Annotated in this window: 27 protein-coding genes; 7 read left to right on the plus strand and 20 right to left on the minus strand. The window is 74.7% G+C overall.

From position 1 onward, the window contains the following. The first annotated feature begins 9 nt into the window (after positions 1–9). Together RF644_RS13005 and RF644_RS13010 are read left to right on the plus strand one after the other, a co-directional pair. Positions 10–1,107: an S-(hydroxymethyl)mycothiol dehydrogenase gene (locus RF644_RS13005; RefSeq protein WP_368796811.1), complete on the plus strand. Its 1,098-nt coding sequence runs from the start codon at positions 10–12 to the stop codon at positions 1,105–1,107. After that, complete coding sequence (locus RF644_RS13010; protein ID WP_241482894.1) at positions 1,104–1,844, plus strand: MBL fold metallo-hydrolase; 741 nt, start codon at positions 1,104–1,106, stop codon at positions 1,842–1,844. Before RF644_RS13005 ends, RF644_RS13010 begins: the two co-directional genes overlap by 4 nt. Before the next feature lie 94 nt (positions 1,845–1,938). Here the strand turns inward: RF644_RS13010 and RF644_RS13015 are convergent, their stop codons facing one another. Together RF644_RS13015 and RF644_RS13020 are read right to left on the minus strand one after the other, a co-directional pair. Next, a complete protein-coding gene (locus tag RF644_RS13015; RefSeq protein WP_368796812.1) occupies positions 1,939–3,246 on the minus strand; it encodes a hypothetical protein in 1,308 nt (435 codons plus the stop codon). A gap of 139 nt (positions 3,247–3,385) precedes the next feature. Beyond that, positions 3,386–4,318 carry an aquaporin gene (locus tag RF644_RS13020; RefSeq protein WP_368796813.1) on the minus strand — a complete coding sequence of 311 codons (933 nt, stop codon included), beginning with the start codon at positions 4,316–4,318 and terminating at the stop codon, positions 3,386–3,388. 142 nt (positions 4,319–4,460) lie between these two features. Between RF644_RS13020 and RF644_RS13025 the strand changes: the two genes are divergently transcribed. Beyond that, positions 4,461–5,588, plus strand: coding sequence for an ADP-ribosylglycohydrolase family protein (locus RF644_RS13025; RefSeq protein ID WP_368796814.1), 1,128 nt, complete (start codon positions 4,461–4,463; stop codon positions 5,586–5,588). On the opposite strand, the gene RF644_RS13030 is transcribed toward RF644_RS13025, so the two are convergent. From RF644_RS13030 to clpS, 8 genes are all read right to left on the minus strand, one after another. Next, positions 5,557–6,204 (minus strand): 3'-5' exonuclease, encoded by a 648-nt coding sequence (locus RF644_RS13030; RefSeq protein WP_020380579.1) that lies wholly within the window; start codon positions 6,202–6,204, stop codon positions 5,557–5,559. The two genes, RF644_RS13025 and RF644_RS13030, sit on opposite strands and share 32 nt — an antisense overlap. Positions 6,205–6,226: 22 nt before the next feature. Next, positions 6,227–7,099 (minus strand): phosphotransferase family protein, encoded by an 873-nt coding sequence (locus RF644_RS13035; protein ID WP_017833237.1) that lies wholly within the window; start codon positions 7,097–7,099, stop codon positions 6,227–6,229. Positions 7,100–7,126: 27 nt separating this feature from the next. After that, positions 7,127–7,771, minus strand: coding sequence for an RdgB/HAM1 family non-canonical purine NTP pyrophosphatase (gene rdgB / locus RF644_RS13040; protein WP_017833238.1), 645 nt, complete (start codon positions 7,769–7,771; stop codon positions 7,127–7,129). Next, positions 7,764–8,549: a ribonuclease PH gene (gene rph, locus RF644_RS13045; RefSeq protein ID WP_035928869.1), complete on the minus strand. Its 786-nt coding sequence runs from the start codon at positions 8,547–8,549 to the stop codon at positions 7,764–7,766. Before rph ends, rdgB begins: the two co-directional genes overlap by 8 nt. A 56-nt stretch (positions 8,550–8,605) precedes the next feature. Then, the gene (locus RF644_RS13050; protein ID WP_017833240.1) at positions 8,606–9,433 is read right to left on the minus strand and encodes an MBL fold metallo-hydrolase; all 828 of its coding nucleotides are present in this window, start codon (positions 9,431–9,433) and stop codon (positions 8,606–8,608) included. 60 nt (positions 9,434–9,493) lie between these two features. Further along, a complete protein-coding gene (gene murI, locus RF644_RS13055) occupies positions 9,494–10,438 on the minus strand; it encodes a glutamate racemase (protein WP_368796815.1) in 945 nt (314 codons plus the stop codon). A gap of 115 nt (positions 10,439–10,553) precedes the next feature. Continuing rightward, positions 10,554–11,114 (minus strand): DUF2017 domain-containing protein, encoded by a 561-nt coding sequence (locus RF644_RS13060; protein WP_017833242.1) that lies wholly within the window; start codon positions 11,112–11,114, stop codon positions 10,554–10,556. Beyond that, the gene (clpS, locus tag RF644_RS13065) at positions 11,114–11,452 is read right to left on the minus strand and encodes an ATP-dependent Clp protease adapter ClpS (RefSeq protein ID WP_017833243.1); all 339 of its coding nucleotides are present in this window, start codon (positions 11,450–11,452) and stop codon (positions 11,114–11,116) included. The genes RF644_RS13060 and clpS overlap by 1 nt, the downstream gene beginning before the upstream one ends. 64 nt (positions 11,453–11,516) lie before the next feature. Here clpS and RF644_RS13070 point away from each other — a divergent pair, with 64 nt between their 5' ends. Beyond that, positions 11,517–12,857 carry a nicotinate phosphoribosyltransferase gene (locus RF644_RS13070; RefSeq protein ID WP_260987102.1) on the plus strand — a complete coding sequence of 447 codons (1,341 nt, stop codon included), beginning with the start codon at positions 11,517–11,519 and terminating at the stop codon, positions 12,855–12,857. Positions 12,858–12,983: 126 nt separating this feature from the next. Next, positions 12,984–13,595: an isochorismatase family protein gene (locus RF644_RS13075; RefSeq protein ID WP_176337596.1), complete on the plus strand. Its 612-nt coding sequence runs from the start codon at positions 12,984–12,986 to the stop codon at positions 13,593–13,595. 55 nt (positions 13,596–13,650) lie between these two features. Here the strand turns inward: RF644_RS13075 and RF644_RS13080 are convergent, their stop codons facing one another. From RF644_RS13080 to RF644_RS13105, 6 genes are all read right to left on the minus strand, one after another. Next, positions 13,651–15,453, minus strand: a complete 1,803-nt coding sequence (locus tag RF644_RS13080) for a DEAD/DEAH box helicase (protein WP_368796816.1) — start codon at positions 15,451–15,453, stop codon at positions 13,651–13,653. A 121-nt stretch (positions 15,454–15,574) separates the two neighbouring features. Then, on the minus strand, positions 15,575–15,910 hold the full coding sequence (locus RF644_RS13085; RefSeq protein ID WP_035928859.1) for a DUF3039 domain-containing protein: 336 nt from the start codon (positions 15,908–15,910) through the stop codon (positions 15,575–15,577). Between the two features lie 57 nt (positions 15,911–15,967). Further along, entirely contained in the window at positions 15,968–17,623 is a 1,656-nt protein-coding gene (locus RF644_RS13090; RefSeq protein WP_368796817.1) for a hypothetical protein, read from the minus strand. Then, positions 17,605–18,462, minus strand: a complete 858-nt coding sequence (locus RF644_RS13095) for an ABC transporter ATP-binding protein (RefSeq protein WP_035928856.1) — start codon at positions 18,460–18,462, stop codon at positions 17,605–17,607. The genes RF644_RS13090 and RF644_RS13095 overlap by 19 nt, the downstream gene beginning before the upstream one ends. A gap of 165 nt (positions 18,463–18,627) precedes the next feature. After that, complete coding sequence (locus RF644_RS13100; RefSeq protein ID WP_368796818.1) at positions 18,628–19,590, minus strand: tetratricopeptide repeat protein; 963 nt, start codon at positions 19,588–19,590, stop codon at positions 18,628–18,630. 239 nt (positions 19,591–19,829) lie between these two features. Continuing rightward, complete coding sequence (locus RF644_RS13105; RefSeq protein ID WP_017833251.1) at positions 19,830–20,171, minus strand: hypothetical protein; 342 nt, start codon at positions 20,169–20,171, stop codon at positions 19,830–19,832. A gap of 69 nt (positions 20,172–20,240) precedes the next feature. On the opposite strand from RF644_RS13105, the gene nucS reads away from it, so the two are divergent. Both nucS and RF644_RS13115 read left to right on the plus strand, forming a co-directional pair. Then, positions 20,241–20,936, plus strand: a complete 696-nt coding sequence (gene nucS, locus RF644_RS13110; protein ID WP_031282930.1) for an endonuclease NucS — start codon at positions 20,241–20,243, stop codon at positions 20,934–20,936. A 324-nt stretch (positions 20,937–21,260) separates the two neighbouring features. Beyond that, entirely contained in the window at positions 21,261–21,464 is a 204-nt protein-coding gene (locus RF644_RS13115) for a cold-shock protein (protein WP_017833253.1), read from the plus strand. Between the two features lie 75 nt (positions 21,465–21,539). Here RF644_RS13115 and murA read toward each other — a convergent pair whose 3' ends face one another. From murA to RF644_RS13135, 4 genes are all read right to left on the minus strand, one after another. Next, complete coding sequence (murA, locus tag RF644_RS13120; protein WP_017833254.1) at positions 21,540–22,817, minus strand: UDP-N-acetylglucosamine 1-carboxyvinyltransferase; 1,278 nt, start codon at positions 22,815–22,817, stop codon at positions 21,540–21,542. A 129-nt stretch (positions 22,818–22,946) separates the two neighbouring features. Further along, entirely contained in the window at positions 22,947–23,222 is a 276-nt protein-coding gene (locus tag RF644_RS13125; RefSeq protein WP_031282932.1) for a F0F1 ATP synthase subunit epsilon, read from the minus strand. Positions 23,223–23,224: 2 nt separating this feature from the next. Beyond that, positions 23,225–24,691, minus strand: coding sequence for a F0F1 ATP synthase subunit beta (gene atpD, locus RF644_RS13130; protein ID WP_017833256.1), 1,467 nt, complete (start codon positions 24,689–24,691; stop codon positions 23,225–23,227). Positions 24,692–24,746: 55 nt separating this feature from the next. After that, positions 24,747–25,658, minus strand: coding sequence for a F0F1 ATP synthase subunit gamma (locus tag RF644_RS13135; protein ID WP_368796819.1), 912 nt, complete (start codon positions 25,656–25,658; stop codon positions 24,747–24,749). Between the last annotated feature and the right edge of the window lie 5 nt (positions 25,659–25,663).

Consider the following 25,663-nt stretch of genomic DNA (forward strand, 5'->3'; position numbering starts at 1 on the left):
GTCCCACTCATGCACGAGGTCAGAGCCGTCGTCGTCACGGCGAAGAACGCACCAGCCACCCTCGAGACGATCCTCGTCCCGGACCCCGGGCCCGGGGAGGCGCTCGTGGACGTCCTCACCTGCGGGGTCTGCCAGACCGACCTGCACTACAAGGTCGGGGCCGTGGGCGACGACTACCCCTACCTGCTCGGCCACGAGGCCTCCGGCGTGGTCGCCGCGGTCGGCGAGGGCGTCACCGAGGTCGCCGTCGGGGACAAGGTCATCCTCAACTGGCGCGCCGTGTGCGGGGAGTGCCGGGCCTGCCGCAGGGGCGAGCCCTGGTACTGCTTCGCCACCCACAACGCCACCCAGAAGATGACGCTCGCCGACGGCACGGAGCTCTCCCCCGCCCTGGGCATCGGGGCGTTCGCCGAGAAGACCCTGGTCGCGGCCGGGCAGTGCACCAAGATCGAGGGCGAGCTCGAGGACCACCAGTACGCCGCGGTCGGGCTGCTCGGCTGCGGGGTGATGGCCGGCATCGGCGCCGTCCTCAACACCGCGAACGTCCGGCGCGGGGAGTCCGTGGCCGTGATCGGCTGCGGCGGCGTCGGCACCGCGGCGATCGCCGGGGCCCAGCTCGCCGGGGCCACCACGATCATCGCCGTGGACCTCGACGACGAGAAGCTCGCCACGGCGCAGACTTTCGGCGCCACCCACACGGTGAACTCGAAGGAGCAGGACCCCGTCGCGGCGATCCAGGAGCTCACGGGCGGGCACGGCGCCGACGTCGTGGTCGACGCCGTGGGCGTCGCCGCGACCTTCCAGCAGGCCTTCGAGGCCCGCGATCTCGCCGGACGGCTGGTCCTGGTGGGCGTGCCCGCCCCCGGCACCACCTGGGAGATCCCGCTGGACGAGGTCTTCGGCCGCGGCGGGTCCATCAAGTCCGCCTGGTACGGCGACACCCTGCCGAACCGGGACTTCCCGATGCTCGTGGACCAGTACCGGCTGGGCCGGCTGGACCTCGACGGCTTCGTCACCGAACGGATCGGGATCGAGGACGTCGAGCCCGCCTTCGAGCGGATGACCGCCGGCAAGGTGCTGCGCTCCGTCGTGGAGCTCGACCGATGAGCGCCGTCGACGGCCACGACGGCGAGGCCCTGCCCGACCGGGAGCGCGCCCACCCCGCCGACCGCGGCGCCGTCCCGGTGCGGCCCGCCGAGGGCGCCGGCCGGGCCCGCATCGACCGGCTGGTCACTTCCGGGACGTTCTCCCTCGACGGCGGGACCTGGGACGTCGAGAACAACGTGTGGATCGTGGGCGACGACGACGAGTGCGTGGTGATCGACCCGGCCCACGATCCCGCCGCGGTGGTGGAGGCCGTCGCCGGGCGCACGGTGACCGCGGTCCTGCTCACCCACGCCCACGACGACCACATCCGCTCCGTCAAGGAGGTGGCCGGGCAGGTGGGCGGGACGATCCACCTGCACCCGGAGGACACGGTGCTGTGGGAGCAGGTCTACCCGAAGACGCCCTTCGACGCGGCGATCGCCGACGGGGACGAGTTCACCGTGGCGGGGACGACCCTCACCGCGCTGCACACCCCGGGCCACTCCCCCGGGTCCGTGTGCTTCTGGGCGCCGGGACTGGGCGAGGGCGGGGTGCTGTTCTCCGGGGACACCCTCTTCCAGGGCGGCCCCGGCGCCACCGGCCGGTCCTGGTCGGACTTCCCCACGATCGTGGACTCCATCCGCGAGCGGCTGCTGACGCTGCCCGAGTCCACGGAGGTGCTCACCGGCCACGGCGACACCACCACGATCGGCGCGGAGGCCCCGCACCTGCAGGAGTGGATCGACCGGGGCCACTGACCGCGCCCCCGGGCCACCCGCCGCGGCCTCCGGGCCCGGCGGGTGGCCCGGGACGGCGGTGCCCCCGGCCGGTACGGTCCCGGGTCCGGTGGGCTCAGAGGTCCACGGGACCGATGCGCCGCCAGCGGTGCACGAAGGTCAGGGCCGTGGCCAGCAGGACCGCCGCGGAGAGCACCGGCACCAGTGCGGCGCTCCGGTAGCCCCAGGACTCCCCCCACCACCCGGACAGGGCGAGCCCCCCGGTCAGGCCCACGCTCATCACCGCGGTCATGACGGTGGTCAGGGCCGTGACCCGGGAGCTCGGGGCCACGAGCCGGGCGATCTCGTAGACCGCCACCAGGCACGGTCCGGTGGTCAGCCCGGCCAGCGCCAGCACGACCACCATCCCCGCGGAGTCGTCCGGGATGGTCAGGAGCATCGCGGCGAGCACGGCCCCGGCGGCCGCCGCCACCCAGCGGTTCCACAGCCGCAGCTCCTCGGTGCGGGCGGACGCGGCCACCGCGGCCAGCGCCGAGGTGAACCCCGAGACCGCGTACAGCCAGCTGACCGAGACCACCGCGTCCACGGCGGTCGCGAAGACGAGGACCGCTCCCAGGGTCGACCCCACGAGGGCCCCCAGCGCCCCCATCCCCAGCACGGGGAGCAGCCGGAGCTGCCGCGCCCGGCGGCGGCGATTGCGGGCCGCCCGGTTCGGTGCGGCCGCGACGGGCGGCAGGAAGTGGATGAGCCCCCGCGGCAGGCGGGCCGAGCAGTGCAGCAGGAACACGGTGGTGCCCACGAGGGTCAGGGTGGCCGCGAGCACCAGCACGGCCACCGGCCCGAGGGTCACGGCCACGAGCCCGGTCACCGCGGCCGCCAGGACGGTGGCCAGCGAGTCCATGACGCTCTCGTGGCGCAGCGCGGTGTCGAAGAGGTCCTCCCGGGAGTCCCGGCGCAGCAGGGACCACCAGCGCAGCCGGCACGCCACGCCCATCTGCGGCAGCACGAGCCCGGCGAGCAGGCACGGGAGCACCAGCTGGGCGGGGGCCGCCCCGGGGTCGGCGGCGAGGTCCGGGAGCCGGCGCACGAGCCACCACACCACCAGCGGGTTCACGAGGGTGAGCAGCACCAGGCCGAGCTGGCGCCGGCGCCACGAGGCGGCCGCGCCCATGGCCAGCCCGCACACCGCCGAGCCGAACGTCACGGCGGCGGCGCAGAAGGCGCCCAGGGCCGGGGACCCGGAGATCAGCGCCACCGTGGTCAGCACGCCGAGAGGCACCATGGTCTGGGGCAGCCGCACGAGCAGGGTCAGCACGGGGTACAGCGCGCCGCTGACGGCGGCGAGCTCCCGGGAGTCGGCCAGGGGCGAGCGGGCGGCCGTGCTGAAACCCCCGAGGGGCTCGGCGGCGCGCGCACTGCTCACGAGGTACCTCCGCATCCTCCCGACGGCGGCCGGGCACGGACCAGCCTAGCCCCGCCGCCCGGAGGATGACGGAAAGCGACGGCCCCCCGCGGCGGGCGGAGGACCCGGCGGCCCTGCCGGACCCGGCAGGGCCGCGGGCTCACCGCTCCCGGACCGGCGCGGCGGACGCGGCGGGCGTCGCCTCCGCGGCCGGGGCGTCCTCCTCCGCGGCGGGCGCCCCGGCGCCGCGGCGCGGCCGGGAGAGCGTCGCCGAGCGGTGGACCAGACCGGCCACGAGGCCGCCGAGCAGCGGGGCCACCCAGAACAGCCACAGCTGGCCCAGGTGGCCGGCGCCGGCGACCACGGCGGCGCCGGTCGAGCGGGCGGGGTTCAGCGACCCGCCGTCGAACGGCGCGGTGATCGTGAGCAGGAACGCGAGGGCCGCACCGATGGCCACGGGGGCGAGCATTGCGTTGGCCCGCGGCGCGGTGGAGCCCAGGACCACGAGGGCGAACAGGGCGGTCGCCACGAACTCGACGAGCAGCACGGTGGTCCACCCGGCCTGGGAGGTGGAGTTCTCCCCGAAGCCGTTGGAGACCGCGCCGAGGACCTGCGCGGTGGTCGAGGAGTCGAGCAGGCTGATGAGCACCGCCCACAGCACGCCGGCCGCGGCCAGGGCGCCGAGCACCTGGGCCACCACGTAGCCGATCGCGGCCCGCGCGGGCGTGCGCCCGGCCACGACCGCGGCGAGCGTCACCGCGGGGTTGAAGTGCCCCCCGGAGACGTGCCCGAAGGCGACGATCGCGGCGACCAGGCCGAGCCCGAAGCCGAGCGCGGAGTCGATGACCTCGGTGGCGAACATGCCCGTGCCCAGCCCGGCGAAGACCAGCAGCGCCGTCCCGGCGAACTCGGCGGCCCATTGGGCCGGCGCGGACGCGGCCTCCGGGGCGCCGGCGGGCACGGTGTCCTTGCGCGCGGCGACGGGCACGGGCGCCGCGAGGCCCGCCGTGCCGGGGGCGGCGCCGTCGTGGGCGGTGCTGTCGGCCGCGTCGGCGCCGGGGCGCGCGGTGGTGCCGGGAACGTGGTGACTCATGGAGCTCTCCTCAGGGATCGGGGCGGCACGGTGGGGGTGCCGTGCCGGCGGGGCGCCGGGCGCCCGTGCCATGCAACCACAGTGACCTGAAGGGCGGTTGAACCCGCCCCGGGCCGTGTCGGCTGCCGACTACACTGACCGCATGCCCGCACCCCTGCTCTCGCCCGACGCCGGCCTCGACCCCGCCTGGCCCGAGTACGCCGACTCCGTGCGCGCCGCCCTGCTGGGCGGAGCCCTCGGGGACGCGCTGGGCGGCCGCGCGAGCTCCGGTCCGCGCTCCCGCTCCGCGGCGGCCGGCGCGGACGCCCCCGCCGAGGCCGCCGAAGGCACCGCGGTGCTGCGGATCTCCGACGCCACCCAGCTGACCCTCTACACCCTGGACGCCCTGCAGGAGGTCGTCGAGTGGGCGAACCAGGGCCACGGCGCCGACGAGACCGCGTGCCTGTGGCTGGCCTACCTGCGCTGGCTGGGGACCCAGGGCGAGCGCCACCCGGCCGAGGCGCCGCGGCCCCTGCCCCGCCCGATCGACGAGCACGAGATCCTGCACGCCGTGCGGGAGCCGGACGGAACGGTGCTGGCGGCCCTCCGCTCCGGCCGGATGGGCGAGGTCGAACGCCCCCTGCAGCCGGAGGCCAAGGGCGCCGGACCGGTGCTGCGCTCCTCGCCGTTCGGCCTGCTCCCCCACGTCGGCTGGCGCACGCTCGCGCCCCTGGCCATCAACGGCGCCGCCCTGACCCACGGGCACCCCGAGGCGCAGACCGCGGCGGCCGTCCAGGGCTTCGTGGTCCACGCCGCCGTGCGCGCCCGCCGGGAGGGCCTGCCGCGGCCGGTCGCGGCCGCCGTGGCCGCCGCCCGCGAGACCGCCGGGAACCTCACGCGCCCGGTGGCCGAGACCCTCGCCCGGCTCGAGGACGCCGTGCGCGTCGCCATGCGGGAGGACCCCGACCCCGCGGCGCTCGACCGGCTGCTCGGCGCGGGCGGGGCCGCCCCGGAGACCCTGGCGGGCGGCCTCGGCGCGGCCCTGCGCGCGGAGGCCGAGGCCCCGGGCGCCGGGGACCCGCAGGCCGTGTTCCGCCGCGCGGTGGAGCTGGCCACCGCCGACACCGACCACCCGGTCGCGGCGGGGGCGATCGCCGGCGCGGTGACGGGCGCGGCCCTCGGGACGGCCGCGCTGCCGCCGGAGTGGCGCGCCCGGCTGGACGCCGGGGACGTGGTGTCGGAGACGGCCGAGCGCTGGCTCAGGGAAGTGGGGGCGCCGCCAGCCGCTTGACGTTCAGTCCCGCGCCGGCGAGCAGCTCCCGGACGGTGCCCGCACCGGCCCGGTGGACCAGGTCCACCACGATCCCCGCGCAGGCCCGGGCGTCCTCGAGGGCGTCGTGGTGGCGGCGCAGCGGCACCCCGGCGGCCTCGGCCGCCCGGGGCAGCGCGTAGGACGGCAGGTCGTAGCCGCGCCGGGCCAGCGCCAGGCTGCACGCGTACGCCAGCGGGGCGTGCCGCGTGTCCGTCTCCGCGCACGCGGCGCGGATCACGCCCATGTCGAAGGCCGCGTTGTGCGCCACCACGAGCTCGTCGGGGTCCTCGGCCAGGATCCAGTCCTCGATCCGCGGCCACAGCTCGGCGAAGCCGGGGTGGCCCGCCACCGTATGCTCGGTGATCCCGTGGATGCGCGTGTTCCCGGGGTCGAAGTCCGCGCGGGTGCGCGGCGGGCGCATGTAGGCGGAGCGCTCCGCCACCACCCGTCCGCCGCGGACCCGCACGAGGCCCACGGCGCACGGCGAGCCGATGAAGCGGTTCGCGGTCTCGAAGTCGATGGCGGTGAAGGAGAGGGACGACGGATCCGCGGCGGGCCGGTCGGTGGTCGTGTCGGGGGAAGCGGGACGAGGCACCGGAACAGCCTACTGCGCCCGCTCAGGCGGAGACACCGCGCAGGTTGGTCTCGATCCAGTCGTCGGCCCGGGCGATGGACTGGTTGACCTGGGCGGTGTCGAGGTCGTGGTGCAGCGCGTAGGCGACCGCCTGCAGCGGGAACGTGCGCGCGTGCAGCCGGGCCCGCTCGTAGACGGTCTCCGAGACGGCGGCGCGCAGGGTGTCCCAGCCATACCACAGCCCGAGGGACGCGGCGTCGTGCGCGGGGTCGGACAGGCAGGCGTGGTCCCAGTCGATGATGCCCGTGAGCTCGTCCCCGTCCCCGTCCCACAGCATGTTGTGCCCCATGAGGTCCCCGTGCACCAGGGTCGGTGCCACGGTCGGCAGCGCCGCGAGCTCGGCGACGGCCCGCCGCGCGGCCTCCTGGTTGCGGGGCAGCAGCCGCGGGATGACCTCGTCGAGCAGCACGTGCCGCCGCCGGTGGCCGCCCCAGTGCTGGCCGGGACGGTCGAGGTACCGTGCGAAGCCCGAGGTGTCGACCTCGGCCAGCTCGGTCAGCACCCGGTGCAGCACGGCCGGGTCGCCGTGCCCGGGCGGGTGCGGGTGCCCGGGCAGCCAGGTCAGGCCCACCCCGGTGTAGCCGTGGGAGACCACCACTCCGGTGAGCGGCCGCGGGGTCGCGAACGAGAAGCGGGGCAGCCTCCGCAGCACCTCCGTGCGGCGCTGGACGTGCTCGCAGACCGTGGCGTTCTTGGCGATCCGCACGGAGATCACGTGACCCACGTTCACCACCACGTGGGCGGACCCGCCGGCGTGGACCTCCCACTGGCCGGGGTCGGCGCTCATGCCGGCTTCACGCAGCACGGCCTCGACGGCGCCGGCGAACGGCAGGTGGTGGAGCTGCGACCAGGGCATGGTCAACTTCCTCGGTTCGGGCGTGGGTCAGTCGGGGACGGCGGCGGGGTCGAGGGCGGTCAGCAGGTGCGGGAGCAGGGCCCGCATCGCGCGCCCGCGGTGGCTGATGGCGTTCTTCTCCGCGCGCGTGAGCTCGGCGCAGGTCCGGTCGGACCCGTCGGGGCGCAGCACGGGGTCGTAGCCGAAGCCGCCGTCCCCCACGGGCTCCCGCAGCAGGGCGCCGCGCAGCGTCCCGGTCTCCACGTGCTCGCGGCCGTCCGGGGTGACGAGCGCGGCGGCGCACACGAACTGCGCGCCGCGGTGGACGTCGGGGACGTCGGAGAGCTGGGCGAGCAGCAGCCGCAGGTTCGCGGCGTCGTCGCCGTGCCGGCCGGACCAGCGCGCGGAGAAGATCCCGGGGGCCCCGCCCAGCACGTCGACGGCCAGGCCGGAGTCGTCGGCCACGGCGATCAGCCCGGTCGCGGCGGCGGCGGCGCGGGCCTTGAGCAGGGCGTTGGCCTCGAAGGTGGTGCCGTCCTCGACGACGTCGGGGGCCCCGGCCGCGGCGGCGTCCACGACCAGCCGCTCGACGTCGGCTCCGGGCAGCGCGGCCGCGAGCAGGTCCCGCAGCTCGGCGAGCTTGCCCCGGTTGTGCGTGGCGAGCACCACCCGGGCGCCGTGGTGGTCACCCATCGCCGGCCTCGCGCAGGGTCTCGACCTGGATCTGGGTGAGCTGGGCGCAGCCGGCCAGCGCGAGGTCGAGCAGGGCGTCCAGCTCGGCGCGGTCGAAGGGGGCGCCCTCGGCGGTGCCCTGCACCTCCACGAAGTCGCCGGACCCGGTGACCACCACGTTCATGTCGGTCTCGGCCCGCACGTCCTCGACGTACGGGAGGTCCAGCATCGGCACGCCGTCGATGATGCCCACGGACACGGCGGCCACCGTGTCGGTGAGCGGCTGCGCGCGACGGGCGACGAGCCCCTCGGCCCGGGCCCACCCGATCGCCTCGGCGAGGGCCACATAGGCGCCGGTGATGGCCGCGGTGCGGGTGCCGCCGTCGGCCTGGAGGACGTCGCAGTCGAGGACCACGGTGTTCTCGCCGAGGGCGGAGAGGTCGATGACCGAGCGCAGTGAGCGGCCGATGAGCCGGGAGATCTCGTGGGTGCGCCCGCCGATCTTGCCCTTCACGGACTCGCGGGCGGACCGGGTGGACGTGGCCCGCGGGAGCATCGCGTACTCGGCGGTCACCCAGCCGCGGCCCTCCCCCTTGAGCCAGCGCGGGACGCCCTCGGTCACGGACGCGGTGCACAGCACCCGGGTGCTGCCGAACTCGATGAGGGCGGAGCCCTCCGCCTGCTGGGACCAGCCGCGGGTGATCGTGATGGGCCGCAGCTCACCGGGCGAACGGCCGTCCGACCGGGTCACCCCCGAGGTCGAGAGGGCCGGTGCGGTCTGGTCGACGGGGGAATCCATGTGGTCCACCTTACCCCGCGGCACCGACCGCCCGGCCCGGCCGCCGGCGGCGGGGCTCACGGCCCGACGGCGGCCGCGGGACGGCCGCTCCCCCGGCGGACGATCCGGTAGGTGTAGGCGGGCTCGGCCACCCCGATGGGGCCCGCGAAGACCTCCTGCGCCTCCTCCACAGCCCGCGTCGGGGAGTTCCACACCGGCAGGTGCGTCAGCAGCAGCTGGCGGGCCCCGGCGTCCCGGGCGGCCTCCGCCGCGCGCCGGCCGGTCAGGTGGATGCCGCGCAGCGCGTCGTCGCGGCCCTCGTGGTAGGCGGCCTCGCACAGGAAGACGTCGGCGTCCCGCGCGGCGCGCACGAGCCCCTCGCACGCGTCGGTGTCCCCCGAGTAGGCCAGGGTGCTGGGGCCCATGACGCCGTCGTAGTCGATGCGCAGGGCGTAGGGCTCGGGCGTGGGGTGCTCCACCCGGAAGGGCGTGATCGCGAACGGCCCCACCCGCACGGGCTCCTCCGGGACCCAGGTGTGGAAGTCGAACTCCCCGTGCATCCCGGGCTCCGTGGGGAGCCCGTGGGTGCTGCTGAGGTACTCGTGGAGGCCGGTGGGCGCCCACAGCGGGATCGGGGGTCGGCCCCAGCCGCGCGGGTCCCACTTGATCGCCACGTGCAGCCCGGCCAGGTCGATGCAGTGGTCGGGGTGCAGGTGGCTGACGAGCACGGCGTCGATGTCGTGCAGGTCGATGTGGCGCTGCAGCACCCCGAGGGCGCCGTTGCCCATGTCCAGCAGGATGCGCCAGGTCCGTCCCTCGGCGTCCTCGCCGCTGACGAGGTAGCAGGAGGCCGGGGAGTTCGGCCCCGCGAAGGAGCCGGTGCATCCGATGATGGTGAGTTTCATGGAGCGTGTGCCTTCCAGGAGGTGCCGGTGGGACGGCGGCCGCACCGGCCGCGGAGCTGCTCAGGGCGCGGACGGGCCCGTTCCCCCGATCATCTCCGGGGTGATCCGCGCGAGCGAGCCCGTGGGGTACTGCTCCGCCACGGAGCTGGTGTGCCGGACGCGGGCGACCTCCGGCCCCAGGAAGCGCCGGGCGAGGACCTCGAAGGACGCGGCGTCCCCCGTGGCGAGGAACTCGTGCCGGGCGGGCCCGCCCGGCACCCCCGGCTCGCGCTCGAGCCCGTGGCCGACGAGCGCCCGGTAGACGTCCTTGGCGGTCTCCTCCGCGCTGGAGACCAGCGTGACGGCGTCGCCCATGACGTAGGAGATCACGCCGGTGAGCAGGGGGTAGTGGGTGCAGCCCAGCACCAGCGTGTCCACGTCGGCCTCGCGCAGCGGGTCCAGGTAGGCCTGGGCCGTGGCCAGCAGGCCGGGCCCCGTGGTGACGCCCGCCTCCACGTAGTCGACGAACGCGGGGCAGGCCACCGAGTCGATCCGCAGGTGGGGGGCGGCGGCGAACGTGTCGTCGTAGGCGCGGGAACCGACCGTCGCCTCCGTGCCGATGACGCCGATCCGGCCGTTGCGGGTCGAGGCGACCGCCCGGCGCACCGCCGGCTGGATGACCTCGACCACCGGGATCCCGTAGACCCGGGTGTAGCGCTCCCGGGCGTCGCGCAGGACCGCCGCGGACGCCGTGTTGCAGGCGATCACGAGCAGCTTGACACCCGAGTCGACGAGCTCGTCCATGATCCGCAGGGCGTGCGCCCGGACCTCGGCGATCGGCAGCGGCCCGTAGGGCCCGTGGGCGGTGTCCCCCACGTACACGATCTCCTCGTGGGGCAGCTGGTCGATGATGGCGCGGGCCACGGTGAGACCGCCCACCCCGGAGTCGAACACGCCGATGGGTGAACCGGGGTTGGGGCGCCGGGCGGTCCGGCCGCCGGCCCCGAAGACGTCGTCATCCTGCATATCGTCAAGAGCGTAGTCCCGGGCGTGCCGCCGTCCCAAACCGCGCCGCGGCCGTGCCGCCGTGAGCCGCGTCACCCCCGGCCGGGGCGGGGGCCCGCCGCGGTGTCGTGCCCGGTCAGTCCCGGGGCAAGTCGTGGAGGAGGGCCTCCATGAGGGTCTCCTGCAGCCACGAGACGAAGTTGTACAGGAGCGACATGTACGTCTCGACGTCCTCGATCGCGGACCAGTCGTCGTAGCGACCCACGCGCTCGGCGTCGGCCTCGCTGCGGATCCCGAGCCGGTCCGCCAGCACCAGCCGCACGTCGTTGAGGGCCTGCCCGAAGGCCTGCGCCTGGGCGGGGTCCAGCCGCACGGGCTGGGCCTCCAGCGCGAGGGCCGCCTGCTGCAGCACGCCGCGCTTGGTCTCCCGCAGCCCCCGCTCCGTGTACCGGCGGAACTCGGCGGCGCGCTCGGGGTCCAGGCTCCCGTCGGGCAGCAGCCGCCGCAGCGCGGAGTCGTCGGGGACGGTGGCGTCCCCGGACACGCCGAGCATCCGCTCGAGGGAGTCCTCCGAGGCCGGCTGCTCGGGGGCGAGCGCCTGGGCGACGTCCGCGAACAGCTTCTGGAGCAGCTCCTTCTCGGGCTCCTCGAAGCGGGCGGTGATGCCCCGGCGGGTGGACCGGAAGCCCTGCGCCATCAGTGGCCCCCCGCCTGCTCGAAGGTGGCCCACAGCCCGAAGCCGTGCATCGCCGCCGTGTGGGTCTCGGCCTCCTCGAGGGAGCCGCTGGCCACCACGGAGCGCCCGTGGTGGTGGACCTCCAGCATCAGGGAGCGGGCCTTCTCCTCCGGGTAGCCGAAGTAGGAGCGGAACACGTAGGTGACGTAGCTCATGAGGTTGACGGGGTCGTCCCACACGACCACGTTCCACGGGGTCTCGGTCTCCGTGGCCACGGACGTCGCGCCGGTGGGCCGGGTGCCGGTCTCCGGGGTGGCGGTGGCCGCGGGGCGGGCGGCGGCGGGAGTAGCGCAGTGCATGGTCCGTCCATCGTAGCGAGTGCCGGAGGCGGGGCGCACCGGCGGCGTCGCTAGAGTGGTGCCCGTGAACCAGCGCAGCCACCGGTGGGCCCCGCCGCCCACGTCCCTGATGACCGACCACTACGAGCTGACCATGCTGCAGGCCGCCCTGCACGCCGGCACCGCGCAGCGGCGCAGCGTGTTCGAGGTCTTCGCCCGGCGGCTGCCCGCTGGGCGGCGCTACGGCGTGGTGGCGGGCACGGGGCGCCTCCTCGAGGGGCTCGGGAGCTTCCGCTTCGGCGACGAGCAGCTGCGCTTCCTGGCGGACACCGGCGTGGTCAACCGCGCCACCCTGGACTACCTCGCCGACTTCCGCTTCACCGGCTCGATCTCCGGCTACGCCGAGGGCGAGGCGTACTTCCCCTCGTCGCCGCTGCTCGTGGTCGAGGCCACCTTCGCCGAGGCGTGCGTGCTCGAGACGTACTTCCTGTCGGTGCTCAACTACGACAGCGCGGTGGCCTCGGCCGCCTCCCGCATGGTGGGTGCCGCGGCGGGGCGCCCGTGCATCGAGATGGGCTCCCGGCGCGCCCACGAGGAGGCCGCCGTCGCGGCCGCGCGGGCGGCGGTCATCGGCGGCTTCGACTCGACGTCGAACCTCGAGGCCGGGCACCGCTACGGGATCCGGACGGTCGGGACGGCCGCCCACTCCTTCACGCTCCTGCACGACACGGAGGAGGACGCCTTCCGCGCCCAGCTCCAGTCCATGGGCCGGGACACCACCCTGCTCGTCGACACCTACGACGTCGAGACCGCGGTGCGCAAGGCCGTGGAGCTCGCGGGTCCCGGGCTGGGCGGCGTGCGCCTGGACTCGGGCGACCTCGTGACCCAGGCCGCCTGGGTGCGCGGGCTCCTCGACGAGCTCGGCAACCCGGACACCCGCATCACCGTCACCTCGGACCTGGACGAGTACGCGATCGCGGCCCTGAACGCCGCGCCCGTCGACGCGTTCGGCGTGGGCACCCGCGTGGTCACCGGTTCCGGCGCGCCGACGTCGTCGATGGTCTACAAGCTGGTGGCCCGCGAGGACTCCTCGGGCGAGCTGCGGCCCGTGGCGAAGGCCGCGAAGGGCAAGGTGTCCGTGGGCGGGCGCAAGCACGCCCTGCGGCGCCGGGACGAACGGGGCACGGCGACCCACGAGATGGTCGGCATCGGCCGGCTGCCCGACGACGACGGCGACGACCGGCCGCTGCTGGAGGACTTCGTCCGCCGCGGCGAGCTGCTGGACGGCTGGACGGGCCCGGAGGGGGTCCGCCGGGCCCGGGAGCGGCACGCGGCGTCCGTGGCGGAGCTGCCCCGCTCTGCCCGGCGGCTCAGCGAGGGCGACCCCGTGATCCCGACCGTCCTGGGGCCCGAGGCCCCGGCCTGAGCGGCCGTCCGGGCGACGCGCGCCGGGCGGGATCCGCCCGGCGGCACCCGCCGGAGGAGCACCACCGGGCGAGAAGCACCGGGCGAGAGGCACGAGCGTGAAGCACCGAACAGAGGGAGGAACACCATGAGGACCGCACTGATCGTCGTCGACGTGCAGAACGACTTCTGCGAGGGCGGCTCGCTGCCCGTCGCCGGAGGCGCGGCGGTGGCCGCCGCCGTGTCCGAGCACCTGGAGGACCACCACGGGGACTACGCGGCCGTCGCGGCCACCCAGGACTGGCACGTCGACCCCGGGGCGCACTTCTCCGACGAGCCGGACTACGTGCGGTCCTGGCCGGTGCACTGCGTCGCCGAGTCCCGCGGGGCCCGCTCCCACCCGGACCTGGACACGGACTGGATCCAGGCGTGGTTCCGCAAGGGCGAGCACGACGCCGCCTACTCCGGTTTCGAGGGGCTGCTCGCCCCGGACGCGGACGTGCCGATGGGCGACGACGAGGACGTCGACGACGAGCCGGACGTGAGCCTCGACGACTGGCTGCGGGAGCACGAGATCGAGGCCGTGGACATCGTGGGCCTGGCGACCGACCACTGCGTGCGGGCGACCGCCCTGGACGCCGTCGAGGCCGGCTACGACACCCGGGTGCTGGTGGAGCTCACCGCGGGCGTCGCCGCGGAGTCCACGGAGCGCGCCCTGCGGGAGATGGCCGAGGCGGGGGTCGAGGTCGTCCGGTCCTGACCCGTGCCCGGCAGCGGACCGCCCCGTCCCGGGCGGTCCGCGTCCCGGGCGCGGCTCACTTGCGCCCGATGAACCAGTCCTGCAGCTTCTTCACCCGCGCCTGGAGCTGCGCCTCGTTGGCCTGCGCCACCGCGGGTCCTCCGCACACCCGGCGCAGCTCGTTGTGGACCATGCCGTGCGGGGTGCCGGTGCGGGACGCCCAGGCCGAGACGCTCTTGGACAGGGTGGCGCGCAGCTCCTTGAGCCGCCGGTGGTCGGGCACCGCCGGCTGCTCCGGGGCGCGGGCGGCGCCGGGGCGCCGCCGGGCGTGCTGGGACTGCCGCTCCCGCAGCAGCGCCGAGACCTGGTCGGCCTCGAGCAGTCCCGGGATGCCGAGGAAGTCCGCTTCCTCCTCCGAGCCCACCGCCACGCCGCCGCCGAAGGCGCCGCCGTCGAAGAGGACCCCGTGGAAGGACGCGTCCGAGCCGATGGCCTCGAACCGGCCCTGGGCGAGGGCCGCGGACGCCTTCTCCTCCCGGTTGGCCTCCTCGAGCAGGTCGTCGTCCCAGCCCTCCTCGAGGGGGTCGGTCGGCAGGCCGGTCTCCTCCGCGGCGGGCTTGTCGAGGGCGTGGTCCCGCTCGGCCTCCATCTCGTTGGCGAGCTGCATCAGCGCCGGCACGGACGGCAGGAACACGGAGGCCGTCTCCCCGCGCTTGCGGGCGCGCACGAAGCGGCCGACCGCCTGGGCGAAGAACAGCGGCGTGGACGTGGACGTCGCGTAGACGCCCACGGCGAGCCGGGGGACGTCGACGCCCTCGGAGACCATCCGCACGGCCACCATCCAGCGGCTGTCCCCGGCGGAGAACTCGTCGATCCGGTCCGAGGCGCCCTTGTCGTCGGAGAGGACCACGGTGGGGTTCTCCCCGGTGATCCGGCGCAGCTGCGCGGCGTAGGCCTTCGCGTCCTGGTGGTCGGTCGCGATGACCATCGCCCCGGCGTCCGGCACGGTGCGCCGCACCTCCGTGAGCCGCTGGTCCGCGGCCTGGAGCACCGACGGGATCCACTGCCCGTTCGGGTCGAGCGCCGTGCGCCACGCGTGGGCGGTGATGTCCTTCGTGAAGCCCTCGCCGAGCTCCGCGGCCATCTCCTCCCCCGCGCTGGTGCGCCAGCGCATCTGCCCCGAGTAGGCGAGGAAGATCACGGGCCGGACCACGTGGTCCTTGAGCGCGTCGCCGTAGCCGTAGGTGTAGTCGGCGCTCGAGCGGCGGATGCCGTCCCCGTCCTCCAGGTAGCGCACGAACGGGATCGGCGCGGTGTCCGAGCGGAAGGGGGTGCCGGTCAGGGCGAGCCGGCGGGCGGCGGGGTCGAAGGCCTCCTGGAGCCCGTCGCCCCACGTCAGGGAGTCCCCGGCGTGGTGGATCTCGTCCATGATCACCAGGGTCCGGCCCGCCTCGGTGCGGGCCCGGTGCAGGAGCGGCTTCATGGCCACCTGCGAGTAGGTCACGGCGGCGCCCAGGTAGTCCCGGCCGTGGGAGCCGTCCGCGTTCTTGAAGTTCGGGTCGATCGCCAGGCCCACGCGGGCGGCGGCGTCCGCCCACTGCCGCTTGAGGTGGTCCGTGGGTGTCACCACCGTGATCCGGTTGACGGTCCCGCGGTCGAAGAGCTCCTTGGCCACGCGCAGCGCGAAGGTCGTCTTGCCGGCCCCGGGGGTCGCGACGGCCATGTAGTCCCGGGGCTGTGCCTCGAAGTAGCGCTGCAGCGCCTCCGCCTGCCAGGCGCGCAGCTTGGGGGCCGTGCCCCACGCGGCGCGGTCCGGATAGGCCGGGGGGAGGTCGGCGGCGGCTGCGCCGAACAGGGAGAGCTGGTCGTCCTGGGACACTCTGGCGACGTCCTTTCGCTCGTGGTGCCGCGGCCTCGTGGCCGCGGTGGATGACGGGGGCGCGGCGGCGGGCCACGCAAAAGCGCCCGCCGGCGGCGGGCGCTTGCTCGGCCGGGGGTGCTCAGCCCTGGTCGTCGCCCTGGTCGTTCGGGGGGCGGAGTCCGTCGTAGATCTCCTTGCAGGTCGGGCACACCGGGAACCGCTGCGGGTCGCGGCCGGGGACCCAGACCTTGCCGCACAGGGCGATCACGGGCTCGCCGGAGAGGGCGGACTCCATGATCTTCTCCTTGCGCACGTAGTGCGCGAAGCGCTCGTGGTCGCCCGGCTCCTGGAGCTCCCTGGTCTCCTCGCGCTCGATCGTCGAGGTGCCCCCGGCCGGCTGCGCCGGATCGGCACCGTACGGGGTGTCGTCCGGGCCGTTCGTCGGGGTGCCGGTGGTCGCCGCTGAGACATGCATGGGCGCCAGTTTACCCCGTCCCCGCCGGCCCCCGTGCGCCGGGAGCGCCCGTCCCGCTCAGCGGAACTGGGCGACCTCCTGGAGCAGCTCGGGGGCCCGCCGGTCGTACCAGCGCCCGCCGAGGACGATCCCGCCCCAGCACAGCAGCGGGCCGAGCACCGCCCCGGCGGCCAGCCCCGCCCAGCCCCACACGGGGTCGCCGGTGAAGACCTGCACGAGGAGGGGGACGGCGGCCGGCAGCACGAGGACGAGGATCAGCCCCAGTGCCACGAACTGGACGAGGACGTTCAGGACGGTGAAGCCCTGCGGCGTCTTCAGCGGGGACGCGCCCGGCGGGGCCACGGGGTAGGTGTACCGGGCGGACATCACCGAGGACAGGCCCGCCCCGCCCAGCAGCGCCAGCAGCGCGGTGCCCGCGACCCCGGGCAGCAGCTGCCACCGGCCCTCGACCGCGAACGGCAGCAGCAGCCCGGCCGCCGTGAGCGGCACGGCGATCACGAGCAGCGCGAGCACCCGGCCCGCGCGGTCGTGGACGCCCCGCACACCGGTGAGGACGTGCAGGTGCAGGGCGGTGTTGTCGTAGGACACGTCGCCCGAGATCTGGTACGCGAGCAGCGCCGCGATCATCGGGCCCAGGGCGTAGAGGAAGACGCCGCCTCCGTCCGGGTCCCGGGAGAACCACATGAGCACGGCGAGGGCCGGGATGACGAGCAGACCGGCCGAGTAGCGGGGGTCCCTGACCCAGTAGACCAGGCACCGGGCCGCGACGGCCGCCCACGGGCGCCGGGGCGCGAGGTCGAGGAGCCCCGCTCCGGCGGCCCCTTCGCGCGGGGCCGCGGTCCGCCCGCCGGCCGTGCTGGTGAGGGCCCGCTCCTGCGCGACCCGCCAGACGAGGACGAGGACGACGACGGTCAGGACCGTGACGGCCAGCCGGGCGGCGGCGGAGCCCCACCGGCCGGCGGCGACGTCGGCCGGGACCGCCCAGACGGCTCCGACCGGCGTCCACGCGAGCACGCCGGCGTACTGCGGCAGCCGGTCCCACAGCCGCTCCAGCCCGCTCAGCAGGCCGGTGAGGATCGGGCCGAGCAGCACCAGGGCCACGAGCGCGGCCAGCGAGACCAGCTCCGTGAGGCGCCGGCGGCGGCCGAGACCGACGGCGAGGGCGGTGACGCAGCGGGATCCGGTGACCACGAGGGCCAGCGCGAGCGGCACGCACAGGAGGGCCGCGAGCAGCGCGGCCGCGGACGAGCGCCAGGAGCTCACTGTGGCGAGGAGCGCCACGACGGTGAGCGCACCCGGCACGCCGACGACCGCGCCGAGGGCCTGGCCCCACTGCACCTGGCCCACGGACAGGGGCAGGAGGGCGAGGCGGGCCGGGTCCAGCGTGGCGTCGGCCCGCGCCGCGAGGATGGGCAGCAGCCACCAGGCCAGCACGGCCGCCGACCCGGCCAGCACGAGCACGGTGCGCACCAGGGACAGGTCCTGACGGCCCAGCAGGAACAGCGCGACCACGGCCAGGCCCAGCAGGAACACGAAGTAGGCGGCGCCCAGCACGGTGCCCACGAGCACCCAGGTGCTGCGGGTGAGGGTGTTGACGAGGATCCTCGCCTTGAGGCCCACGAGGCGCCCGGCCAGGGCGGCGGTGCCCGCCCGGGCGGGGGCGAGGCCTTCCGGGGCCGGGGCGAGCTCCGGGCTCACTCCGGGCGCAGCCACGGCAGGCCCTCCCCCGTCTCCCGGCGCCCGCCGACCAGTTCGACGAACCGGTCCTCGAGCGTGGCCCCGGCCCGGACCGCGTCGACCGTCCCGGCGGCCAGCACCCGGCCGCGGTCCATCACGGCGACGTGGTCACACATCCGCTGCACGAGGTCCATGACGTGGCTGGAGACGACCACGGTCCCGCCGGCGGACACGAAGCCGTGCAGGATCTCGCGGATGTTCGCCGCCGAGACGGGGTCGACCGACTCGAACGGCTCGTCGAGGACGAGCAGGCTCGGGGCGTGGATGAGGGCGCCGGCCAGCGCGATCTTCTTGGTCATGCCGGCGGAGTAGTCCTGGACCTGGGTCCCGGCGTCGGCCGTGAGGTCCATGGCGCGCAGCAGGTCGTCGGTGCGCTCGGCCACGACGTCCCGGTCCATGCCGCGCAGCAGGCCGGCGTAGGTGACGAGCTGGCGTCCGGTGAGCCGGTCGAACAGGTGCAGGCCGTCCGGCAGCACGCCCATGAGCTGCTTGGCCCGCCGGGGCTCGGCCCAGACGTCGACACCGGCCACGCGGGCGCTGCCCGCCGTGGGGCGGAGGAGTCCGGTCGCCATGGACAGCATCGTGGTCTTGCCGGCGCCGTTGCGTCCCACGAGGCCGAAGAAGGAGCCGCGGGGGACGTCGAGGTCCACGCGGTCCACGGCGACCTTGGCCTCGGGGGTGCCGGGGCGGCCGAAGACCCGGACGAGCCCGCGCACGCTCAGCGCCGGCGGCCCGCCGGACGGGGGCGCCGGGGTGTCCGGCGCGGGGGCGCCGGTCCGTTCCGGGGCGGCCTGCGGGAGGTGCTGGTGGCTCATGCCCCCAGCGTAGGCAGGCGGGGACCGGGCGCGCCTCCGGCGCGCGGCGGAGCCCGCCCCGCCGGCGCGCGGGGTGCGCTCCACCGTGCGGCGGAGGACGCGCCGCGCGCCGGCGGACGGTGGCCGTGCGGGCGGGGCGGTCAGGGGGGCGTCAGGGGCGGGGGCTCAGAACAGGGCGCGCATCAGGGCGCCCCGGGCGGTCACCGTGCGCGGGTCCTCGGCGCCCACCACGTCGAAGAGCTCGAGCAGGCGCAGCCGGACGGCGTCCCGCTCCTCCCCGGCGGTGCGCCGCACCAGGTCCAGCAGCCGCCGGAAGGCGTCCTCCACGTGGCCGCCCGAGACGTCGAGGTCGGCGACGGCCAGCTGCGCCGCCACGTCCTCCGGGGCGGCGGCGGCCTCGGCGCGGACCGTCGCGGCGTCCAGCGGCAGCACCCGCTGGAGCAGGTGCACCTGGGCGAGGGCGAGCTTCGCCTCCCGGTCCCCAGGGTTCTCGGCGATCGCCTTCCGGTAGGCGGCCTCGGCGGCGTCGACGTCCCCGGCCTCGAGGGCGTCCACGGCCTCCTGGTGCAGCGGGGGCAGGGGCTCCGGCTCGTCGTCGGGACGGACGGGCTCCACGGTGCCCGTGATCCCGTTCTGCTCGGCGAGCGCGAGCAGCTCGTCCAGCAGCTGGGTCACCTGCTCGGCCGGGACCGTGGAGTTGAACAGCGGGACGGGCCGCCCGCCGAGCAGCGCCACCACGGTGGGCACGGACTGCGCCTGGAACATCTGCGCGATCTCGGGGACCGCCTCGGCGTCCACGGAGGCCAGCAGGAGCCGTCCCCGGTAGCGGTCCACGACCTGCTCCAGGGTGTCGGTGAACGCCACGGACTGCTCGCTGAAGCGGGCCCAGAGGGCGAAGACCACGGGGACCCGGGTGGAGAGCTCGGCGACCTCCTGGAAGTCCGCCGCCGTCACCTCCCGGCGGTACCCGCCCGGCCGGCCCTCCCCCGCGGGCGGCCCGCCCGGCCCGGCGGCGGGCACGGCGCCCAGGTCCACCGCGCCCCGCACCGACGACGGGAGCGGGGTCTCCTGCGGCGGCGGAGCGGTCTCGGCGGTGCGGCGGGGCTGCTGGTGCTGGAACTCGTTCACGGGGCGTCTCCTGAGGGCTCGTCGACGGGCACGGCGGTCCGCTGGGCCGTCGGTGTCGGGGCGGGATCGGTGGTCCGGTCCGCCGGTCCGGGGCGGCGGCCGGCGGCGGGACGGCGCCCGGCGGGCGCCGCGGGTCTTCCACGATTATCGGCCGCCGGGGGCGGCTCGGCCACCGGTGCGCCCGCGTGTCCGCTCCCGGCGTGACGCCGTGACGGCGGACGCGCCGGGCGGGGCCGGGCTCAGCGGCGGGTGCGCCAGCAGCGCTCGTGCCAGTGGCGGCGGTCCTCGAAGGCGCTGCGCGCCCCCAGCAGGGAGTCCTGCTGCCAGACGACCAGGTGCGCGATCCCCGGCGGGATCGAGCGGCCGCAGCCGGGACAGGTGTAGGTCTTGACGGCGTTGGCGGGCCGGACGTGGCGGACCAGCCAGTCCCCGTCCGCCGAGCGCTCCACCGTGGGCGCCGGCTCCAGGACGCGTTCGACCGACCACGGCTCCTGGGCGGCGCCGCGCTGCCACTTGCTCGCGCGCGGGCCGCTGCCGGGGCCGCCGTGGCGGCGTCGGGAGGAGTGGTTGGAGCGTGGCACGGCGCCATCGTCTCACAGCGGGGGCCTCCGGGTCCGGGCCGGGTCCCGCGGAGCGCTAGGCTGGTCCGCGTGCGTCTCGTCATTGCCGATTGCTCCGTCGACTACGAAGGGCGTCTGCGCGCCCACCTGCCCGCCGCCCGGCGTCTTCTCCTCGTGAAGGCGGACGGCTCCGTGCTCGTCCACTCGGACGGCGGCAGCTACAAACCCCTGAACTGGATGAGCCCGCCCGCCCGCCTGCACGTCGGCGAGCCGGAGGCCGAGCTCGCGGCCGAGGGCGTCCTGCAGACGTGGACCGTCCAGGCCGCCAAGAGCGACGACCGCCTCGTCATCCAGGTGTTCGAGATCCACGAGGACGTCTCCCACGAGCTGGGCACCGACCCCGGGCTGGTGAAGGACGGCGTCGAGGCGGACCTGCAGCGACTGCTCGCCGAGCAGATCCACCGCCTGGGCTCGGGGCACACCCTGGTCCGGCGCGAGTACCCCACCGCGATCGGGCCCGTGGACATCCTGGCCCGCGACGCCGCCGGCGCCACCGTGGCGGTCGAGCTCAAGCGCCGCGGCGACATCGACGGCGTCGAGCAGCTCACCCGGTACCTCGAGCTGCTCAACCGGGACCCCCTCCTGGCGCCCGTGCGCGGGGTGTACGCCGCCCAGCTCATCCGGCCCCAGGCCCGGGTGCTCGCCGAGGACCGGGGCATCGCGTGCCTGACCCTCGACTACGACGAGATGCGCGGGCTCGACGACAGCGGCTCGCGCCTCTTCTGAGCCCACTCCGCCGGGCCCACCGGCGCGGGCCCGGGTCCGCGCCGGGCGCCGCCGGGGTCACGCGCTCGGCGAACAGCCCGCAACACGCGATGATCAGCAGGCGAACAACGTTGACCGCCCCCGGGGAGTGTGTGAAGCTGAACGTGTTCTTCGTTCCATGTTTTGCATGCTCGCAGAACGGGTAAGCGAGCGTGACGTTCGACCCTGGCCCTGGTCCCCCTCCTTCGGGAACGGAGACCGCGGCCCTCGGCTCATCTCGTGGTACCGCCCTTCCGTGCACGACCTGTGCACACGTTTCGCACCATCTCGCAAGGAGAGATCTTCATGGCCCAGGGCACCGTCAAGTGGTTCAACGCCGAAAAGGGCTTCGGCTTCATCACCCCCGACGACTCCGACTCGGACGTCTTCGTCCACTACTCGGAGATCCAGTCGGGCGGCTTCCGCACCCTCGAGGAGAACCAGCGCGTCGAGTTCGAGATCGGCCAGGGCCAGAAGGGCCCGCAGGCCACCGGCGTCACGCTCATCTGATCCGCTTCCCGCGCACCGGCTGAGCACGGAGCCCCGCACCCGTCCCGGGCGCGGGGCTCCGTCGTGCCAGCGTGCTCAATACGCGGTGCCGACCAGGTGCCGTTCGACGGCGGCCCCCGCGGCCCCGAGCTGCTCCACGAAGTGCTCGTAGCCGCGGTCGACGTGCTGGACGCCGCTCACGTCGGTGGTGCCGACGGCGGCCATGCCCGCGATGACGAGGGCCGCGCCCGCCCGGATGTCCATGGCTTCCACCGGCGCCCCGGAGAGCACCGGCATCCCCGCCACCAGGGCGTGGTGGCCGTCGAGGCGCACGCTCGCGCCCAGCCGTTCGAGCTCGGCCGTGAAGCCCCAGCGGGCCTCGAAGACGTTCTCCGTGACCATGCCGGAGCCCTCGGCCACCGCGTTGAGGGCCACCACGAACGGCTGCAGATCGGTGGGGAAGCCCGGGTACGGCAGCGTGGACACGTTGATCGCGCGCGGTCGCCGCGGTCCGGCGACCACGAAGCGGCCCCCGTCCGTGTCCACGCGGCAGCCCGCGGAGCGCAGCTTGTCCAGCACCACGGTCAGGTGGCCGGGCTCCGCGCCCTCGATCTCCACCGTCCCCCCGGTCACCGCCGCGGCGAACGCCCAGGTGCCCGCCACGATCCGGTCGGGCACCGTCCGGTGCTCCACCGGGCGCAGGGACGCCACCCCGGCGACCGTCACGGTGCTCGTGCCGAGCCCCTCGATCCGGGCGCCCATCGCCTGCAGCATCCGCCCGATGTCCACGATCTCCGGCTCGCGGGCCGCGTTGTCGATGACGGTGGTGCCCTCGGCCAGCGTCCCCGCCATCATGAGGTTCTCCGTGGCGCCCACGGAGGGGTAGTCCAGGCGGAAGTGCGTCCCGCGCAGGCTGCGGGGCACGGACGCCACGAGGTAGCCGCGCTCGATCTGCAGCACCGCGCCCATGGCCTCGAGGCCCGCCCGGTGCATGTCCAGGCCGCGGGAGCCGATGGCGTCCCCGCCGGGCAGGGCGACCTCGGCCACGTGGCACCGGGCGACCAGCGGACCGAGCACGGAGATCGACGCGCGCATCGCCCGCACCAGGTCGTAGTCCGCCTGGTGGTGCAGGACCGCCGGGACGTCGATGCGGACGGTCTTCTCGGCGCGCTCGTAGACCACCCCGCAGCCGAGCCGGCGCAGCAGCTCCGCCATGATCGTGACGTCGTGGATCTCGGGGACGTTCGTGATGGTCGACTCGCCCTCGGCCAGCAGGGTCGCCGCCATCAGCTTCAGCACGCTGTTCTTCGCGCCGGAGACGCGCAGGGTGCCGTTGACCGCGGTGGGTCCGTGCACGACGATCTTCTCTTCCATCCACTCTCCTGGGCGGTCTCGCCGGGGTCCCTGCGGGGCCCCGGGTACGGCCGCGGCCTCCGCACCGGTGGTGCGGAGGCCGCGACTGTGCTGGGCGCGCGGGGCGGGGCCCCGCGCGGACGGGCGGGATCAGGCGGCGGCGGCGCCGGGCAGCTCCACGTTGTCCGCCACGATCGTCACCCGGTCGTTGTCGACGAACACGAAGCCGGCGTCGATCGTGCCCTCGAGCCGGGAGCCGTCCACGGGGTCCACCGCGAAGTCGCCGGGCTTGAGGATGCCGGCCACGGCCTCGTGGCCGGGCAGGATACCGATGTCGCCCTCGGACGTGCGGACCCGCACCATCCGGGCGGTGCCGGTCCACACGGCCTGCTCGAGGGAGACGATTTCGACGATCATCTCAGCCATGGCTACTTGCCACCGGTCCGCTTCTTGATCTGCTCCCACTGCTGCATGACGTCGTCGAGACCGCCGACGTTGTAGAACGCCTGCTCCGGCACGTGGTCGAACTCGCCCTCGCAGATCTTCCCGAACGCCTCGATGGTCTCGGCGAGCGGGACCGTGGAGCCCTCGACACCGGTGAACTGCTTGGCGGTGTAGGTGTTCTGGGAGAGGAACTGCTCGATGCGGCGCGCGCGCGAGACGACGACCTTCTGCTCCTCGGAGAGCTCCTCGACGCCGAGGATCGCGATGATGTCCTGCAGCTCCTTGTTCTCCTGCAGGATCGACCGGACGCGGATCGCGACGTCGTAGTGCTCCTGGCCCACGATCTGCGGGTCGAGGATGCGCGAGGTCGAGGTCAGCGGGTCGATCGCCGGGTACAGACCGCGGGAGGCGATGTCGCGGGAGAGCTCGGTGGTCGCGTCCAGGTGGGCGAACGTCGTGGCCGGGGCCGGGTCGGTGTAGTCGTCGGCGGGCACGTAGATCGCCTGCATCGAGGTGATCGAGTGGCCGCGGGTCGAGGTGATGCGCTCCTGGAGCACGCCCATCTCGTCCGCCAGCGTCGGCTGGTAGCCCACGGCGGAGGGGATGCGGCCCAGCAGGGTCGACACCTCCGAGCCGGCCTGGGTGAAGCGGAAGATGTTGTCGACGAAGAGCAGCACGTCCTGGTTCTGCACGTCGCGGAAGTACTCCGCCATCGTGAGCCCGGTCAGGGCCACGCGCAGACGCGTTCCCGGCGGCTCGTCCATCTGGCCGAACACGAGGGCGGTGTCCTTGAGGACGCCCGCCTCCTCCATCTCGACCCAGAGGTCGTTGCCCTCACGGGTGCGCTCGCCCACGCCGGCGAAGACCGAGGTGCCGCCGAAGTTGCGGGCCACACGCGTGATCATCTCCTGGATGAGCACGGTCTTGCCCACGCCGGCGCCGCCGAACAGGCCGATCTTGCCGCCCTTGATGTAGGGGGTCAGCAGGTCGATCGACTTGATGCCGGTCTCCATCATCTCCGTGGAGCCCTCGAGCTCCGCGAAGGACGGCGCCTTGCGGTGGATCGGCCAGCGCTCGGTGATCTCCAGGGAGGACGTCTCGACGTCGAGGGCCTCACCGAGGACGTTGAAGATGTGGCCCTTGACCACGTCGCCCACGGGCACGGAGATCGGCTCGCCGGAGTCCTTGACCTCGGTGCCGCGCACCAGGCCGTCGGTCTGCTGCAGGGCGATCGCGCGGACCATGTTGTCGCCCAGGTGCTGGGCGGTCTCGAACGTGATCGTCCGCTTCTCGCCGTTGAGCTCGTACTGGGCGGTCAGGGCGTTGTAGATGCCGGGCACGGCGTGCTCGGGGAACTCGACGTCGACGACCGGCCCGATGACCCGGGCGATGCGTCCCGTGGCACCGCCCGAGACCGGCTGCCCGGCCTGTTCGCTGATGGTGGCAGTCATATCTCTCACTTCACTTGTTCGTGGTGGACACTTGCTGGATCGCCGGGACGGCCCGTCACAGGGCCTCGGCGCCGCTCACGATCTCGGTGAGCTCAGTGGTGATCTCGGCCTGGCGGGCGTTGTTCATCAGGCGCGTGTACTTTTTGATGAGGTCGTCGGCGTTGTCGCCGGCCGCCTTCATCGCCCGCTGCCGGGCCGCGAGCTCGCTGGTGGCGGCGTGCGCCAGGCTCGCGAAGAGTCGGGCGTCGATGTATCGCGGCAGGACGGCGTCGAGGAACTCCTCGGGGTTCGGCTCGAACTCGAAGGTGCTGTCGGGCTCCTCCAGCTCCTCGAACTCCTGGGCGACCTCGTCGGTCAGCGCGTTGGCGTCCACGACCTCGAGCGGCAGCAGCCGGAGCACCCGGGGCTCCTGGACGACCATCGACTGGAACGACGTGTAGACGAGGTGGATCTCGTCGACGCCGCCGTCCTCGTACGCGGTCTCCAGGTCCTCGATCAGCACCTTGCGCAGCTCCCGCGCGCGGTCCGGCCGGGCGTTGTCCGTGTCCCCGGTCCAGTTCCGCTCGTACGGACGGCTGCGGAAGTCGAAGTACGCCTGGGCCTTGCGGCCGATCAGGTAGACCTTGGTCTCCTTGCCCTCCCCGTGCAGCAGCTCCAGCAGGCCCTCGGCCTCCTTGAGCACGTTGGACGAGTAGGACCCGGCCAGACCGCGGTCCGAGGTCATGATCACCACGGCCGACCGGCGCACCTCGTCGGCCCTCGTGGTCAGGGCATGGGAGACGTTGTGCTGGGTGGCGACCTGTGAGACCGCCCGGGTCAGCGCGTTCGCGTAGGGACGCGCCGCCTGCAGACCCTGTCGGGACTTGTTGATGCGCGAGGTCGCGATCATCTCCATGGCCTTGAAGATCTTCTTCATGGACTTGGTCGACGCGATCTTGTTCCGGTAGACCCGAATCTGCGCTCCCATGTGAC

Origin of the sequence: Kocuria sp. CPCC 205258 (assembly GCF_040981005.1) — a bacterium.
Taxonomy (GTDB): Bacteria; Actinomycetota; Actinomycetes; order Actinomycetales; family Micrococcaceae; genus Kocuria; species Kocuria rosea.